The following is a 17,623-nucleotide window of genomic DNA, read 5'->3' as shown; positions in this document are numbered from 1 at the left end:
AGCAGTGGTAACAGTGTTACGGTTTCAGTGCCAACGACCACGGCGGGTGTATTTACATATACGCTAGTAAGTGTTTCGGAGAGCTCTTCCACCACTTGTAGCCAGTTGCAAAGCGGCAGTGCAGTGGTGACGATACACGCTAAGCCGACGATTACGCTAACGACGTTGCAACAAACGTTGACTGAAGGCAACAATCAAGAGTTGTGTGATACCGACAGTAACCCAATGAACAGTTTACAGTTTACGGTTTCGGGTTCTTGTGTATCTGGTTTTCCTGTTTGGCGCGTTCAAGTTGGAAATGGTGCATGGAGCGGTTGGTCTGCCAATCCACCAGTGTCCCAGTTATCCAATAACCAGTCTCACCGCTACCAAGCGGCTTGTGATGTCAATTGTCCAGCGACGTACACGAGTCCAATTGAAGTGAAAATTAATTATCGCGCAGCAGTACCTCAAAATGTATCGTTGGTAGCGGATGGCGTGAGCGTTGGAGTGGGTGAAAGCAAAGATATATGTAATGTGGAAGGGAACGCAATCGCATTTAGTGCGACCTGCGGAACGGACGAAGTGCTGTTATATTCGGTGGATGGTGGTGATTATAGCAGTTTAGTGCCGACGCAGTTGGTGGATGGCCAGTTTCACAATTACCGCGTACGTTGTCGTAAATCAGACGGGACGAGCTCGTGTATTGAGTCGGAGTCAGGGGTGATGCGCTTACGGATTACCAATTTATCACAAGTTCCAATGGCAAGTTTGAACGTAAGCAATGGCTGTGGTACGTCAGTAACATTCAGTGGTACAGCCAACTGTGGTGCATTGACGACAATGTGGTACAATGCTGCTACAGATGTAGCCATCTCGACTTTGCCAAGCCAAACGCCGAGTGAAACGACGTCGTACTATGCACGTTGTCAGGCATCGGGAGGCTGTTTGAGTGAGAAGAGTAACGTGGTAACTTTTACCATTGTGCCTGTCAATGTAGCGCCCGTGGTGAATGTGAGCTCGGAACTTGCGTGTACTGGGACAGAAGTGACGGTTTCTACGAATTGTCCAGCGGGTACGAGTGCTTTGTGGAATACAGGTGTGAGGGAGTGCAGTTTTAAGGTGTCCTTTGTGAACGTGACGAAGCAGGGTTATTCGGTTCGTTGTGTGTCTTCAAATGGTTGTCAGAGTGCGGTGAGTGCGGCTAAGGAGGTGAGTTGGAAGTCGTTTGAGTTGACGTTGATTAATATTGGCGAATGTAAGTCGTGGGTGAAGTTCAATGACCGTTCGGCTTGGGGTAGTCAGTTTATCACGCGTGACGGTGGTCCAGAATTGGAACAAAGTACGCAGCAAAATCCGACGTTGTACTACGTAGAAAATGTGAACAAAATGGCCCCTCGCTACTGGACAGTTAATGTAGAGACGTGTGGATTAGGAACTAACGGTTCATTGACGTTTGACATGTTGGCAACGCCCGAGACGGGCTTGCCTCGTTCCTTCAACACGCATGAGAACAACGCGCCTTACTTTATGTATGCCAACCGCGAAGGCTGGACAGAATTGTATGGACAGAATCACCCTGCGTATGGTTTTTACCAAGACAACGGAGCAGGCGGTAACGTATATGATTCAGGGTTACCGAAAGGTTTGTACAAATTGGGTGTTCGTTACTGGGACATGAAGGGCTGGGGCAGTATTTATCCATCGACTCGCAAACCGCAAGGCAACGTGTTGGCCTACCAAGAGTACTGGTTCCGAATCCAGTCGAAAGATGGAGTAGGAGTAGGCGCAGCGAGAACAGCAGACAGCGATTTGTCACCCTGGCGGTTCGCCGATGCGAAGGGCCTAAAACCTGCTGATAACGTTTTTGCACAAGTGATGCCCAATCCTGTTTCAACTGTTTTGCGTTTACAGGTGCAAAGAAGCAAAGGGCAATCGGTGCAGACTACGTTGACGGATGCCTCGGGGCGAAGTGTTTTGAATCGAAATTTTGTACCAGATACAAACACACATCAAGAAGAATTTGGGGTAAGTGAGTTACCATCGGGGATGTATTTCTTGAAAGTAGTAACAGCTGAAAAACAGATGGTACTGAAGGTGGTGAAGGTGGAGTAATTTTGGCTCAAAAGAATGAAAAAAGCGGGTTGGAGCGGGAGAAATCTCGTTTTCGACTCGCTTTTTTTTGATAAAAATCGCTAGAAGACTATTTAATGGAGAGTTACGATTTCAGAGCGATTACGTACTCGTTATTTTTTTAGAGAGGAAATATTGTTTTCTTGTCTGTAACTATCAGTTTTACAGTTGGTTGTAAATTGCAACGTTTTTGCAACGCTTAAGATTTGGTGATTTGGGAGCACTTGGGGTAGCTTTACTAAAGGCAAGCCCTTAAAGAAATGCCAGAATCATTTTGTAAAATTTTAAGCCAACCAGCAAGACGTTTATGACTTACTTTACCTTACTGATTTTTCCTCGCAACCGAGGGATGTATGTGACACTTTTACTGGCTATGATGTCTTTTCTAAGCCATTCCCAAACCATCCGCTACGTAAAACAGAACGGCACGGGTGACGGTTCGTCGTGGGACAATGCCTCGGCAGATTTGCAGGGGATGATCAATGCAACTGGGACCGCAGAGGTATGGGTGGCCAAAGGTACCTACAAGCCAGGTACAAGTCGCAACGCTTCTTTTAGTATGAAAGCTGGAGTGAAGATCTACGGCAGCTTTGCTGGGACGGAGACTAACCTTTCCGAGCGAACGACGGCGGTAATGGCGGCCAATAAAAGTATCTTAAGCGGGGATTTGAATGGAGATGATGTCATCACTGGTAGCGGGGCTACATTGAGCATTACGAATAATGGTGAAAACTGTTACCATGTGGTTTATAATGTTTCTGATGGGAGTAATCGTCTTACCACCGATAATTCGCTTTTGGATGGTTTTACTATTACAGGGGGCAATGCCGATGCTTATGGTGGCGGGATGTATAATCAGAGTTCCTCGCCTAATCTTACCAATATCACATTCTTTGGTAATAATGCCAGTAATGGCGGCGGGCTCTTTAACCTTAGCTCCTCCCCAAGCCTCAGCAATGGCACTTTTGAGAAAAATCAAGCTAATAAGGGTGGTGGGGTAAACGGAACCTCTTCATCTCTCTTTCTTAATAATGTTCTTTTTAAAGGAAATAAGGCTTCCGCAGGGGGTGGGATGTACAATTTGACCTCCTTCACCCCAAACCTTACCAATGTTATTTTTAAGGAAAATAAGGCCGATGGCGATGGTGGTGGAATTTGTAATGATAATGCTAGTATCAACCTAAATAATGTCTATTTTATTGATAATCAAGCAAGTTACGGCGGAGGGATGTATGGCGTTAACTCCTATGGTAACCGTATTAATGTCGTTTTTTTGGGTAATATCGCTTCTGTAAATGGGGGAGGAGTTTATAATACGGGTTCATCCTATCCCTTGTTCAAACACGTTACTTTTATAGGTAACCGGGCGGTCAATGGTGCTGGAGTTTATAATACCAATCAGACGGGGCCAATTCGTATTATAAACGGAGTCTTCTGGGGAAATACGTCCTCCGAAACTGGCCCAGATATAAAACAGCAAAGCGGGAGTATTTCCTTAAGCTATTGCCTATTGCAGTTAGAATCCAGTAATTACAGTAGCGGTTTTACCCTAGGAGACGGGATGCGCTACGGACAAAATCCTTTGTTTGTCAACGCCGCCGACCCCGACGGGGCAGATAACGTTTTAGGTACGTCGGATGACGGTTTACAGCTTTTGCCTTGCTCCCCCGTCATCAACGCGGGTACCAATGCGGATGCTGCAAGTACGGACATCATCGGAAATCCCCGCAGTTTCGGCGGCACGGTTGATATGGGTGCCTACGAGTCCCAAAGCCCACCCGTGACAGGCACGCGCTTGTACGTCAATGCGGCCGCAGCGGCCAACGGTGACGGCAGTACATGGGCTACGGCTTATACTGATTTGCAAACGGCCTTAACTAATGCCCGTCTTTGTTCGCAAATTACGGAAATTTGGGTAGCCAAAGGTACCTACAAGCCAGGTACAAGTCGAAACGCTTCTTTTAGTATGAAAGCTGGAGTAAAAATCCACGGCAGCTTTGCGGGCACGGAGACTAACCTTTCCGATCGAACGGCGGCGGTGATGGCGGCCAATAAAAGCATTTTGAGTGGGGATTTGAACGGGGATGATGCCACTGCGGGCAAAGGGGAGAACAGCTACCATGTGATTTTAAATGATAACAACGGCCTAACCACGTCCAATTCACTTTTGGATGGTTTTACCATTACAGGAGGTAATGCTAGTGAAGATTCTGGCGGAGGGATGTACAACAAATACTCATCGCCAAGCCTCAGCAATCTTTCTTTTGTGGGAAATGAGTCCTATCTCTTAGGTGGTGGGGTTAGCAATGTTAGATCTTCGCCAAGCTTTGTGAATTGTAGCTTTTTGGGTAATAAGGCTTCATTTGGTGGTGGTGGTATGGGTAACGAGGCAGAATCTTCTCCAATCCTTGTGAATTGTAGCATCTTGGGTAATGAGGCGTCTAAAGGTGGCGGTATCTTTAATATGTTATATTGTGCGCCAAGCCTTGTAAATTGTAGCCTCTCGGGTAATGAGTCCATTTTAAGCGGCGGCGGGATAAGTAGCATGGTGGGTTCTCCAGTGAACCTCAAAAACTGTATCCTGTGGGGCAACAAAAATGAGTTTGGCAGCTATAACGAAGTGGAAAGTGATGATAGTGATAGCAATCCTACCTATGCCAGTACCCTCGTCGAAGGCTTGGCAGTAGGAGGCTTTCAAGGTACTGAAAACCCACTCTTTGTCAATCAGCCGTCGGCAGGGCTTGGTACTTCAGGTGATTTGCGTCTGCAAGCTTGCTCACCTGTCCTCAATGCAGGAAATAATGCCGATAACTCCACCACGATTGATTTAGGGGGCAATAACCGCAAAGTAGGAACGATTGATTTGGGTGCCTATGAGTACCAATCAGCTCCACCCGCAGTCGTTACCCCTACGGTAAGCATCAGCCACCCCACCACCTGCGGCGGAACAGAGGGGAGCATTCGTTTAAGCGGATTTCTTAAAACCACCACTTACAGTGTCATCTATAAAAAGAATAATGTGTTGGTGTCGGCGGCTAACTTTACTTCCGACGGTAGCGGCGTGATTACCCTGCCTAATTTAGGCGCGGGTAGTTATAATGGCATGGTTGCTACTTACGGGGCTTGCGTGAGCAATGCGGTCACGACGGCGGTTGTATTGACGGATCCTGCGAAACCGACGGCGACGATTTCAGGCGCAACGACGGTATGCCAAAATAGTACCTCACCAAGTATAACCTTCACGGGTCAAAACGGGACGGGGGCGTACACCTTTACTTACAAACTCAACGAAGGGACTTCACAAACGGCCACTACCACAAGCGAAAACAGTGTAACTGTTCCTGTCACTACTGGAACAGCGGGTGAGTTTACGTATCGTTTGGTGTCAGTCTCCAATCCGAATAATTGTAGTCAATCTCAAACGGGAAGTGCAGTGGTGACGGTCAACCCTTTACCGACGGCGACGATTTCAGGCACAACGACGGTATGTCAAAACAGCCCAACACCGAGCATTACATTCACGGGAGCAAATGCGACCGCCCCTTACACCTTTACGTATAAAATCAATGATGGCGCTGCTCAAACGGTGAAAACGGTCAGTGGCAATAGCGTAACCGTTCCCGTTTCGACGACAACAGTAGGAGAGTTTACTTACACGTTATTGAGTGTTTCAGAGAGTTCTTCGACGGGTTGCAGCCAAGTTCAAAGTGGCAGTGTTGTAGTGAAAGTCCAAGGTAAACCTACGATTACGCTGTCAACACTCCAACAAACGCTCAACGAGGGTAACAGTCAGACATTCTGCGATATAGATGCGAATCCTGTTAACAGTTTACAGTTTAATGTTTCGGGTTTGTGTGTGGTGGGTTCTCCCGTATGGCGGGTGCAAGTGGGCAGTGGTTCGTGGAGCAATTGGACAATCAGTCAACCAGTTACCCAACCATCCAATAACCAACCCCACCGCTACCAAGCGGCTTGTGATGCCAATTGTCCGAGTACTTATACTTCACCCATTGAGTTGACGATAAATAACCGTGCCTCCGTTCCTCAGAACGTCTCACTATTAGTGGATGGCGTGACAGTGTTGGTGGGAGAGAGCAAAGAAGTGTGTAGTTTGGTTACAATTCCGCTGACGTTTAACGCCAATTGCGCCGCTGGCGAAGTGACACTTTATTCGGTCGATGGTGGTGAATATTCATCGGGCGTGCCCACGGGCTTGGTGGATAATCAATTTCATAATTACCGTGTACGCTGCCGCAAATCAGATGGAACGCCGTCGTGTGTGGAATCTGAATCGGGGGTTATGCGATTAAAGTTAGTAACTATTCCGAGTGCTCCGACGGTTTCGTTGTCATCGACGAGTAGTTGTGATGCGACGGCAAGTTTCAGTGGACTGTCAAATTGCGGGAGTTTGCGAACGGTATGGTACAATGCAACTACGAACGTGGCTTTGCCCAATTTGCCATCAACTGTACCAAGCCAGACGACGTCCTACTACGCTCGTTGTCAGACGGAAAATGGCTGCGTAAGTGAAAAGAGTAACGTAGTGACGTTTACGCTAACGCCCACGCAAGTAGCGCCAGTAATTACGGCTTCACAAGAGATAGTATGTACAGGAACGAGTGTAACAATTTCGGCGAATTGTCCTGCTGGCAGTCAGACGTTTTGGAACACAGGGGTGACGACACCAAGTTTTGAAGTGGCATTCAATAACGTAACCAAGCAGACCTACTGGGCGAAGTGTTTATTTGAAGGTGGTTGTCAAAGTTCGGAGAGTGTTCGTAAGGATATTTACTGGAATGCGTTTGTGGTGACGTTGATTAACGTGGGAGAAAGCAAATCGTCGGTGAAGGTAAACGACCGCGCAGCGTGGGCAGGTCAGTTTATCACGCGTGACGGTGGGCCAGAGTTGGAACAGAGTACGCAACAAAATCCGACTTTATATTTTGTAGAAAACGCAAATAAAATAGCCCCTCGTTACTGGACAATCAACGTGGAAGCCTGTGGCTTGAGCACGGATGGTTCACTAACATTTGACATGTTGGCAACACCCGAGATGGGCGTAATCCGTTCTTTCAACACGCACGAAAACAACGCACCCTATTTTATGTACGCCAACCGCGAAGGCTGGACGGAATTGTACGCCCAAAATCATCCAGCCTACGGTTTTTACCAAGACAATGGTGCGGGAGGTAACGTATATGATGCAGGTTTACCCAAAGGATTGTACAAGTTGGGGGTAAGGTATTGGGATCAGAAGGGTTGGGGCAGTATCTATCCTTCAACGCGCAAGCCGCAGGGGAACGTGTTGGCCTACCAAGAATACTGGTTCCGTATCCAGTCGAAAGCTGGTATCGGCGTAGGAGCCGTGCGGGTAGCGGAGAGCCGTGAGCAAGGGTCGGACCATCGCACGGCAAATGGCGAAGGGCAAGCGGTAATTGTTCCCCCATCGGGGGGCAGGGGGCTTCTCGTCCTTCCCAACCCCGTCACCAATATCCTCCGCCTAGAAGTGCAAGATAGCAAGGGGCAAGAGGTGAAAGCGATACTACTAGATGCTGCGGGGCAAGAGGTGTTAAGTCGGAAGTTCGTGCCAGAAACGAATATGCACCATGAGGAGTTTGGGGTGAGTTCACTTGCCAATGGCCTGTATTTTTTGCAGGTACAAACCTTTGAACAACAAGCGACGTTGAAGGTGGTAAAAAACGAATAGGGCGAAGGCAAGTTGCTACTCTTTGAAAGATGAGTTGGTACAATGTTTGGTACGGAATACCTTTTTCCCGAACTACCTAAGTTGGGTTGAACAACCTACTCAGTTTTTTGGAGAGACTGAAAAGTGGCTGAAAAAGCAAAAACTAACCGCCCAAAAGTAAGTTCTACAACGGTTTAACGGTCTTGTTCAATCACTTTTTTTCGATGCGATAGCCCCCAGAAATGGAGTTCATCCAACACTTTTTCTAGCGATAAACCGTGAGGCGTAATGGAATATTCGACCGTTGGCGGAAACGTATCATAGGCATCTCTGCGGATAAGTTTATTGGCTTCTAGGCTTTTCAACTCTTTCGACAGTGTTTTGTCCGTAATCCCTTTCACTTCTCTGGCAATTTCTTTGAAGCGTTTTGGATTTTCGGCCAATACAAACAAAATGAGCAACTTCCATCTTCCTTCAACCGCTTCGAGGGCATCTTGAATCGACAGCATTGTTCTTGGACAACCAGCTTTGGACAACATAGATTTCGTTTTTTTACATTACTTTCCAGTGGGATAGCACTATCCCACTGGAAAGTAACACCGTTTGGGTTGTAAAGGTGGCTACTTTTGCGCTACAACAACAATTAAATGACAAAATCAAACTACTCCAAAATCCTGAACATTATACTTTGGATAACCCAAGGGCTTCTAGCTGCCACGTTAGTATGGGCAGGTTTTACCAAACTCTTTACCCCCGAAAGCCTTCCCTTCCCGTGGGTAAAAGATACCCCTGCTCTTGTTCCACTCACAGGCATTATCGACCTACTAGGTGGCGTGGGAATTTTGCTCCCTGCGTTAGTTCGTATCCAACCTCGACTAACCATCTGGGCGGCTTATGGAATACTTGCTTTAATGATTACGGCCAGTATTTTCCACATTGCAAGAGGTGAGGCAAAAGACATTGGTTTCAATATTTTCATGGGTCTTTTGGCACTCTTTGTGGCATGGGGCCGACAGGCACTTGCGAAGTTGTAATTTTGATGTTCAAAATATATTTTTATTTAAACAATATATTTTTATTGTTTTTTAGTAAATATTTTTCACATTTGTATCATCAATTTAACATTCAACACAATGTCAACTCAAAACAACTTCGTTTTCAAAGCTCTGTATGTAATCGCTTGGGTGATTTTTGTCGGTTTGTCTATAGAAGCGGGGGGACTGCTTGTCAATTTCCTTTTTAGCATTTTCAAGCCCGAATTTGTGGGCAATCTATACCAAAAACTGGATTTGAGTGAAATGTATCAGCGAAGCAAATGGGCGTTTTACGGTATGTATAGCTTTGTGCTAACGATTGCTACGTTAAAGGCCATATTATTCTACCTCGTCATCCTCTTGCTGGAGAAGTTGGACTTGGCAAATCCTTTTAATAGTTATGTATCCACAAAAATCTCGCAACTAAGTGAACAAACTTTCTGCATTGGCCTTATCAGCTACATTGCTCGACAAGTTGCCAAAAACATGGAGCATCACCAGTTCGATACCGACCGCTTAAATGCGTTTTGGGAAGATAGTCAAGCCTTTATTTTAATGGCGGCCGTGATTTACGTAATTGCACAAATTTTTAAAAGAGGGGTTGAACTTCAAAACGAAAGCGACTTAACCATCTAACCTATGCCCATCGTTGTTAATTTAGACGTCATGATGGCAAAGCGAAAAATGTCGCTCAACGAGCTGTCGGAAAAAGTTGACCTTACCCTTTCCAATCTTTCTATTCTAAAAACAGGAAAAGCCAAAGCCATACGTTTTAGTACTTTAGAAGCCATCTGTAAAGCGCTCAACTGCCAGCCCGCCGATATTCTTGAGTATGTGGAAGAAACAAATGAGCGCGAATAAACCCATGCCGGCCTAGCTTGTTTATTATGTATAACCGATTTAATGCTTTGACTAATAGTAAATAAACTGGGTCTATTTTTTGGGATATTTAGTTTTCGGTTATTGGGTTGATAGTCAATAAAAAAAAGGGAAATTTAGGCGGTATTGCTTGTTTTTTGGTATGTGATCCGTGGGAAATATCCCGAATTATGTGCTATTTTTGGGTTGACCCAAGCGAGACAAGATTGGCAATGTCTCCTAACCGATACATCGTATGTTGACTAGAGTACTGGTTGTTTTCTTAGTTTGTTGGATGGGATGGGGAAGTATCTTGACACTGCATGGGCAAGAGCAGTTCTCTGTCGAGCAAAAACGCACTCGCTTTTTGATTGATTTTTCTTACCAATTTGTGGCTCAAAATACGGATGCCGCCAGTCGCTTTGAATTACAAATGGATAGCTTACAAAAAGTAGCTAGTCAAGAAAAAGACAAACGTGCCTTGGCATACCTTCAGATATTACGCCTTCGCTTGCAAGAAGTAACTATAAATTTGGATAAAGAAAAATCTGTTTTAAACAAAAAAATAGATGACATTTTTAATACAACATCCTATGAAGATTTAAAAGCTTACATTCTTTTTTGTCGAGGCTTGACTGCCTTCGATAAGAAAGATTATGTTTTAGGGCTTCCACTTTTATTTAAAGCCCGAAAACTATTGGAAGAAACCTATTTTGAGAAATTTCCCCACAGTATTTATTATTACGTGGGCTTTTTTAATATTTATTATTTCTTTGAGGATTATAAAATGGCGGCATTTCACTGCGAAGATGCCCTCAAAGAACCCCCAAATGTAGTCTTTACCCCCATGGGGATTTATAATAATTTGGGACTTTGTTACCTTAAATTGAAAGAATATGATAAGGCGGAAAAAGCGTTTAAGGATGGAATCAAGGCCGCAAAAGCGCAAAAACATATTAATTTTGAAGTCTTAATCCGAGGGAACTTGGGAAATTTGCTACGGTTAAAAGGGGAGTATAAACGTGCCTTGCCGTATTTGTACGAAGAAGCTAAAGTTAATGAAAAGGCCATTCCTGAAAATGCCGCAATTAGCCGAATGTACATCGCCAATGCCCTTATCATGCTTGATTCGGTGGAAAGAGCGAAAGCTTTTTTAGCGCCTCCTCCGATAAAAATGCCCATTTGGACGTATCCAACCTACGACTTAATACGCTTTGAAACTCAGGGACTTTATTATACCAAAATAGGAGATTTTGGGAAAGCAAGCCGTTACAAAGACTCACTGCTGGTATTGAAGGATACGTTGAAGTTGCAGTTGGATTATAAAAAAATAGTGGTTTTGGAAAGCCGCTTGCAAGCCGATAAATACATCAACGAACGAAAAGCGCTTCAGGTGCAAGTGGCCAACGAACGTAGCTTACGAAATTGGGTGATTGGTGGGTTGGCTGCCATCTTTTTAGGAATCGTATATTGGCTCAATACCCGTAGGAAAGAAGAAAAACGCTTGCACGTTGAAGAGCGACGGAAAGCAGAAGAGATGTTGGCCCACGCCAACAAACAGTTGGAGCAGTTTTTGTCTAATATCAAAGAAAAAAATGAACTGATTGAAAAAATTACTGCGCAAATTGAGGAGGACGATAAACCTACAATTGACCAGACCGAGTTTGCAAACGTGCTCAGAAGCCTTCAAAAAAGTGTGCTCCTAACGGATGAGCAGTGGATGGCCTTTAAAAATCTCTTTGAAGAGTCGTTCCCTGATTTTTTTGAACGTCTTCGCCAAAAATATCCCGATTTAAAGCTCTCAGAAATACGTCTCGCTGCGTTGGAGATGTTACATTTGACCGATAAAGTAAAAGGGAATATGCTTGGTATTTCGGCCGAATCGGTAAAGAAAGCACGGTATAGGATTCGTAAAAAATATCCTGATTTGCTTGGGAGAGTGAGCGGTTTGTTTGTTTTATAGATATTGCTGGACTGTTATATCCAAAAAAAATGCTTAATTTGAGGATAAATATCCTTTGGAAATGCGTTTTTTTTGGATTTTTTACTTTTGCTCAACCCTACTTTTTGCTCAACAAAGTCAATGGCGTTCCATTACAACGGCCGATGGACTTTCTCATGGCACTGTTTTTGACCTACTTCAAGACCAAGAAGGATACGTTTGGATGGCAACCAAAGCGGGTCTAAACCGCTACGATGGGTATAGTTTTAAGGTATTTACCACCCATACCACTCCTTCTTATACCATTACTTCTAACCAAACGACGGCCCTCTACGAAGACAAGCACCACCGCCTGTGGATTGGTACAGAAAGCGGTGAATTGAATTTGTTTGATGTCAAAACGCAACGGTTTTACCATTGTTTTTTGACCGATAAAAAAAATACACGCGCTGCGACCAGTCAGCATATTTATTGTATATCCGAAGACGGCCGAGGCGATTTGTGGGTGGGCACATTGACGGGCGGAATTTATAAAATCACGCTCCCCGATGATTTGAAAAAAGGAAACTTTCCAGTAAATGAAGATTTTACCGACCGTGTTGAGGTAGCTTTTTTGAAGACGAACCTCGCCTCAACTATGCGGGTAAATTTTATTAAACTTCTCAAAAACAAACAACTAGTGGTGGGGACCCAAGCGGGTTTTGGCCGTATCGACTACCTCAATCATCAATACATACCGATTACAATTGAACCTGTAGATACGGGGCGTTTTCTGAATATATACGAAGCTCCCGATGGCACGCTTATCCTTACTCAGCCTAATCTGGTATTGGCTTATAAAAACAATAAGACCGTAGTGCTTTTTGCCGTAAGCAACCCCGACGAAAATCCAAGCCAAATCAGAATTGATGACTTCGGGACAGTACTTATTTTATGTAACAAACGACTTTATAAATCGCATTATACCCGACTCACCTCTGATATTTTGACGACATCGCCTGTTTATCAATCGGATAATCTTGTTCTTTTTGGAGGGCTAAAATCCGATACCCACAGAAACTGCTGGGTGAGTACGGGTGGCTATGGAATTTTGAAAGAAACCAATGAGCCTCAGCAGTTTAAACATTATTTTAAGGGAAGGAGCGTTTGGTCAGGTTTGGAGGATACCCATGGCAGGTGGGTCATTAATAATTTTAAAGCATTTTATTTTACCACAAATACAGAAACACAAAGTCTTTCGCCATTGCCTACTTTTAGAGACGTTCACGCCATGGTCGAAGATGGAAAAGGTGGGTTTTGGCAACTTCAAAATGATGCTGTCAGTTTTTCACGAATGACCCTCAGACACCTTCGTAATGATTTACAAATGACCGAACAATACGACTTAAAAATCCAAAGTATGGGGGAAAATTTAGGTCGAATGTACAAAGACAAACAAGGAAACGTGCTCATTATGGGCTTAGGTTCTTCAATTATTAAATTTGATACGCTTCAAAAACGATTGGGATATTATTCCTACGAAAAAATTGTTCCTTCCAACATAAAGGTGTCTTCTGCTTACTGTGATGGACAAGGAACGTGGTGGTTGGGTACGCAAAACGGACTGCTTCAAGCCACTTCTCATTCCAAAGGCGGCTACCAATTTCGTCTTTTTAGGCACCACCCAAAATACGCGACTACCCTTTCTGAAAACCAAGTATCAATGATGCTGGACGACCCTTACGAGCCTACTGCCTACTTGTGGGTGGGAACGCTCGGTGGCGGCCTCAATCGAATGAATAAAACAAAAGGTACTTTTGAGCATTTTACCGTCAATGACGGCTTGCCCGATGATTATATCGTTGGAATGTTGCCCGATGACAACAAAAGCCTGTGGTTGAGTACCTATCATGGCTTGGTACAGTTTAATCCAAAAACGTTTGTTAGTGCCAATTTTACCGCCAAAGATGGGCTTCAAGCCGATGAGTTTTTGGTAGGTTCATGTTTTAAAACAAACAAAGGAGAACTGGTTTTTGGGGGAGTAAACGGCTTGACGGTGTTTTCGCCAGCGGCTTTACAACGTACGAAAGCGAGCCAATTGCCGAAAATCAATCAGTTGAAAATCAACAACCAAGAAGTGATGCCAGGCGACGAAACCGAGATTTTAGCCCAAAGCATAGAGCAAACTTCGTCTATTCAATTGGCGCATGATCAAAACCAAGTGACGTTTAGTTTTTCGTTGATTGATTTAGAAAATGCCCCTAAAAATCGTTTTCGTTACCAACTGTTGGGCATTGACAAAAAGCGTATCGAGGCGGGGACAGCCCATTCAGTTACGTATTCGCAATTGCCTTCTGGAAGCTATACTTTTCAGCTGACTGGCTCGGCTGATGGTAGTCAGTGGAGCACGCCAGTGGAGCTGAAAATTACCGTAAATCCTCCCCTTTATCGGACTTGGTGGGCCTATTTGGGGTATATTGTGGGGCTTTCCTTGATTGTGTATCGGCTTTATTTGGCGCAGTTGAACCGAGTGCGTTTGCAAGAACAACTCCTTTACAAAAACAAAGAAGCCGAACGTTTGGCGGAATTGGACGGGATTAAAACCAACTTTTTTGCCAATATTTCGCACGAGTTTCGTACGCCGTTGACCTTGATTTTGGGGCCAATGGAGCAAATTATTCAGGAATACGAGGCGGATAGTCGCTTTCCCGTCATTCAGCGGAACGCCAGTCGCTTGCTGACTTTGATTAATCAATTGTTGGACATCAGTAAGTTAGAAGCGGGACAAATGAAACCTGAAATTACTTCGACCGAATTGGTGCGTTATTTCCGAACGTTGACGGGTTCGTTTGTTTCTTTGGCCGAAAGTCGTCGGGTGCGTTTGGACGTGTCTCAAAATCAGAATGAAGTACATGGATTTGTGGATGAAGACAAAGTAGAAAAAATCGTGACCAATTTGCTTTCTAATGCGTTGAAATTTACGGAAGCTGGCGGGAAAGTGACGGTCGATATACAGTACATTTCCCTTGCTGGGAGTAGGGAAGTTGTTATTACTGTTTCGGATACAGGAATTGGGATAAAACCCGCACAGCTCGACAAGATTTTCAACCGTTTTTACCAAGTCGAAGCCGACCGAAAACGGGGCTACGAGGGAACGGGCATTGGGCTGGCGTTGGTCAAGGAGTTGGTTGATGTATTGAAAGGAACCATCGTGGTTGAAAGCACGGAAAATGTAGGAACAACGTTTCGGGTACGATTGCCCATTGATGAAACAACTTGGAAAGACTATTTAACCGAACATTCGAGTGAAAGCCAGCAGAAATCACAAGCAAATGCGCTGGATTACAGCAGCTTGTTGCCTTTTGTGGAAGGGTCGTCGGTCGATAAAAAACGTAATCAGTTGGCTGTCGAGGAAGAGGGAGAAGTGTTGCTCATTATTGATGACAATGCCGATATTCGGGCGTATGTACGCAGTATTTTTGAAAAAGAGTACCAAATATTAGAGGCAGCCGACGGGCAAGAAGGGCTTGATTTAGCGATTCAGACTTCGCCCAATATCGTTATTTGTGATTTGATGATGCCTCGCATGGATGGATTTGAGTTTTGTCGCCACCTCAAGTCAGACGAACGTAGCAGCCACATTCCCGTGGTGATGCTGACGGCCAAGGCCACGCTCGAAGACCGTATCGAAGGTTTTGAATTGGGCGCCGATGAGTATTTGACCAAACCTTTTCACCAAACCGAACTCCAGAGTCGGGTGAAAAACTTGCTCCAAAAGCAGGAAAAACTACGCCACTATTTCAGCAGTAAAACCCTCGAAGCAAAACCGACCAAGCTACAACCCACCGAAGTAAAAACAAGCACGGTGGACGAATTATTTTTGCAAAAAGTAAAGGCGGTGCTGGACGAAAACCTTTCAAACAGTGCGTTTGGTGTGATTGAATTTTCGACGGCGATGAGCATGAGTAAATCGCAACTGAATCGAAAATTAAATGCATTGTGTGATTGTTCCAGCAATGAGCTCATTCGAGCGTTTCGATTGCAACGCGCCGCCGATTTGCTCCGCGCCAAAGCAGGTACGGTTTCGGATATTGCCTATCAAGTTGGATTTGAGCACCTTTCGTATTTCTCCAAAAGCTTTCAGGAAAAATTTGGTACGCTACCGTCAGAGTATTCATAAGTTAAAAACAAGCTGTAACTGAGCCTTCATCTTCGCATGAGGGCTTTTTTATGCCATTTTGGGTCAAATGTGTTAAAAAATGCGTCGTTTGTGCTAACGCTTGCCCCGCTAAATGACTCAATTTTGTAAAAGAAAACAACCTCGTTTTTCATTAAAACTCAACGTTTATGCACATTAATCATTCTCCCCCCCTTGGGTGAAAAACCTTATTTTACTTCTCACGTTAACAACAAAAACTCTTTAAACAAAAAACATCATGTGTAGCGTATCATTTTTTTCAGGTACCAGTTATTCAGACAATGGTAAAGCCTATAATGGGGTTCAGGGACAACCTGATTTGGGGACGCAATACTATAAAGCGGATAATAAAGACGACCTCAAAAACGACATTCAATCGGTGCAGACCGATAGTAACGGATGGGTGATTGTGTTTGACCAAGAAAATTACCAAGGGAATTTTCTACTGATTCCAAATGGGTCGAATTATGATAATTTAGAAGATTATCCGCGTGGCGATAGTGGAGATTGGAAAAAACAAATCCAAAGTTTCCTCATGTACGATTCAAAGCCAGGTTTTTGGGACTTCAACCCACCCATGCCCTACATCAACGAAGCTACTTTTAGTAAGTTATTTCCTGATTCGTACGAAGACGACAAACTAGCGGGGGAGGCTATTGCCTATAACATCGAAGACTCGGTGTATCGGATTTATATGCCTACGTTTTCGTGGAGAGATATTAATTCTACCTGCTATTATGTTCATTTAGACCACGAAAACTCCGCCGCTACCGACGATCATGCCAAATTTTATGCCGTTTTTGACAACAATGGAAACTTAACCGACATTCAAAATTTCAATTGGTCGGAAGGAGGGGCTTTTAACATAACCAGCAATGCCGTTGATGCCATCGAAGATATTGTATCGTTAACGGGGGATCTTTTGGATGTAGTCACCGATGGTGTTTCGACGGAAGTGGCCGATGTATTTAATGACGTGTTTAGTGTCAGTTGTAAGATTTTTAATTTTGCTTGTGGGCAAATTTACAAGTACACTGACAACGGCGGGGTGTTCTACTTCCTGCCCGTCATTATCCACACCATTAATCGCCTCACCTGCTCCGTGGAGGCAGGAACGGTAGATTAATGTACCCCAATTTATCTTTCATCCCCTTAATTTTAAAACAATGCAATTCAATAATACCACTTTTGCAAATGCTTTGACGGCTTATAATTCAACTGATTTAGTCGTACAAGGCTCTTGGATGCCATGGCAAGGATACACAGGCCGTAACAATGAAGTCCTACAATATACGTACAACACGCAATCTTACCGAACTTGGAACCAAGAGTCTTCGCAAACAAACGTTCCGATTACTTCCCTAAATTTGGGATTAATGGTTTCGTGCAAAATAGATTGTGTACGTTCGGAGCAAGATGATCACTTGATTATTCTAGTAGGTTTTATGTTGGATAACAATATGCCTAAAATTTGTTTTGCCCAAGCTTTGGTAGAATTTACCGACGGTACTGCGCCCAACATCAACACGGGGCCAATTGCCTCGGGCGATATTTCGCAAGGCATTTACGACGCTATTAATCCCCAAACCTACGGCCTAGGAACGGGTCGTTCAGACTTTCCATACATCGCTAAAGCCAACATCGACTGCATCGTTGCGTCGGTAAGTTGATATCCCAATAGTGTAAGCATTTAATAAAAAAGTCTTTAAAAAGCCTCAAAATGAGGCTTTTTTTGTGTCCTGCGCCGAATGTGTTAAAGAATGCGTTGTTTGTGCTAACCCTCATCTAACCGAAATACGCACATTTGTTTTCGT

10 protein-coding genes are annotated in these 17,623 nt (G+C 44.3%); 9 read left to right on the top strand and 1 reads right to left on the bottom strand.

From position 1 onward, the window contains the following. Positions 1-2,094 (top strand): T9SS type A sorting domain-containing protein (locus K339_RS0129675; RefSeq protein ID WP_028526844.1); only part of this gene is annotated, 2,094 nt, incomplete at its 5' end. A gap of 325 nt (positions 2,095-2,419) precedes the next feature. Then, positions 2,420-7,819: a choice-of-anchor Q domain-containing protein gene (locus tag K339_RS0129670; RefSeq protein WP_028526843.1), complete on the top strand. Its 5,400-nt coding sequence runs from the start codon at positions 2,420-2,422 to the stop codon at positions 7,817-7,819. 173 nt (positions 7,820-7,992) lie between these two features. Here the strand turns inward: K339_RS0129670 and K339_RS0129665 are convergent, their stop codons facing one another. Further along, complete coding sequence (locus K339_RS0129665) at positions 7,993-8,337, bottom strand: winged helix-turn-helix transcriptional regulator (protein WP_028526842.1); 345 nt, start codon at positions 8,335-8,337, stop codon at positions 7,993-7,995. 108 nt (positions 8,338-8,445) lie between these two features. Between K339_RS0129665 and K339_RS0129660 the strand changes: the two genes are divergently transcribed. The 7 genes from K339_RS0129660 (at position 8,446) to K339_RS0129630 (ending at position 17,479) form a co-directional block, all read left to right on the top strand. Further along, complete coding sequence (locus K339_RS0129660) at positions 8,446-8,832, top strand: DoxX family protein (protein ID WP_028526841.1); 387 nt, start codon at positions 8,446-8,448, stop codon at positions 8,830-8,832. 99 nt (positions 8,833-8,931) lie between these two features. Next, positions 8,932-9,468: a DUF2975 domain-containing protein gene (locus K339_RS0129655; RefSeq protein ID WP_028526840.1), complete on the top strand. Its 537-nt coding sequence runs from the start codon at positions 8,932-8,934 to the stop codon at positions 9,466-9,468. A gap of 3 nt (positions 9,469-9,471) precedes the next feature. Next, positions 9,472-9,693, top strand: a complete 222-nt coding sequence (locus K339_RS0129650) for a helix-turn-helix domain-containing protein (protein WP_028526839.1) — start codon at positions 9,472-9,474, stop codon at positions 9,691-9,693. A 253-nt stretch (positions 9,694-9,946) separates the two neighbouring features. Further along, positions 9,947-11,653, top strand: a complete 1,707-nt coding sequence (locus K339_RS0129645) for a tetratricopeptide repeat protein (protein WP_157607789.1) — start codon at positions 9,947-9,949, stop codon at positions 11,651-11,653. A 61-nt stretch (positions 11,654-11,714) separates the two neighbouring features. Beyond that, complete coding sequence (locus K339_RS0129640) at positions 11,715-15,791, top strand: hybrid sensor histidine kinase/response regulator transcription factor (RefSeq protein ID WP_028526837.1); 4,077 nt, start codon at positions 11,715-11,717, stop codon at positions 15,789-15,791. Positions 15,792-16,047: 256 nt separating this feature from the next. Further along, on the top strand, positions 16,048-16,935 hold the full coding sequence (locus K339_RS0129635) for a hypothetical protein (RefSeq protein WP_028526836.1): 888 nt from the start codon (positions 16,048-16,050) through the stop codon (positions 16,933-16,935). Between the two features lie 40 nt (positions 16,936-16,975). Then, complete coding sequence (locus K339_RS0129630; protein ID WP_028526835.1) at positions 16,976-17,479, top strand: hypothetical protein; 504 nt, start codon at positions 16,976-16,978, stop codon at positions 17,477-17,479. The last annotated feature ends 144 nt before the right edge of the window (positions 17,480-17,623 follow it).

Source organism: Runella limosa DSM 17973 (assembly GCF_000482465.1).
GTDB classification, from domain to species: Bacteria; Bacteroidota; Bacteroidia; order Cytophagales; family Spirosomataceae; genus Runella; species Runella limosa.
Note: the sequence above shows the minus strand (reverse complement) of the source record. Positions and strands in the feature narration are given on the sequence as shown.

What these genes read in the sequence shown, in the direction of transcription:
- K339_RS0129640 (WP_028526837.1), top strand. Translation starts at nt 11,715, where the DNA reads ATGCGTTTTTTTTGGATTTTTTACTTTTGCTCAACCCTACTTTTTGCT.
- K339_RS0129670 (WP_028526843.1), top strand. Translation starts at nt 2,420, where the DNA reads ATGACTTACTTTACCTTACTGATTTTTCCTCGCAACCGAGGGATGTAT.
- K339_RS0129655 (WP_028526840.1), top strand. Translation starts at nt 8,932, where the DNA reads ATGTCAACTCAAAACAACTTCGTTTTCAAAGCTCTGTATGTAATCGCT.
- K339_RS0129660 (WP_028526841.1), top strand. Translation starts at nt 8,446, where the DNA reads ATGACAAAATCAAACTACTCCAAAATCCTGAACATTATACTTTGGATA.
- K339_RS0129665 (WP_028526842.1), bottom strand. Translation starts at nt 8,337, where the DNA reads ATGTTGTCCAAAGCTGGTTGTCCAAGAACAATGCTGTCGATTCAAGAT.
- K339_RS0129645 (WP_157607789.1), top strand. Translation starts at nt 9,947, where the DNA reads ATGTTGACTAGAGTACTGGTTGTTTTCTTAGTTTGTTGGATGGGATGG.
- K339_RS0129630 (WP_028526835.1), top strand. Translation starts at nt 16,976, where the DNA reads ATGCAATTCAATAATACCACTTTTGCAAATGCTTTGACGGCTTATAAT.
- K339_RS0129650 (WP_028526839.1), top strand. Translation starts at nt 9,472, where the DNA reads ATGCCCATCGTTGTTAATTTAGACGTCATGATGGCAAAGCGAAAAATG.
- K339_RS0129635 (WP_028526836.1), top strand. Translation starts at nt 16,048, where the DNA reads ATGTGTAGCGTATCATTTTTTTCAGGTACCAGTTATTCAGACAATGGT.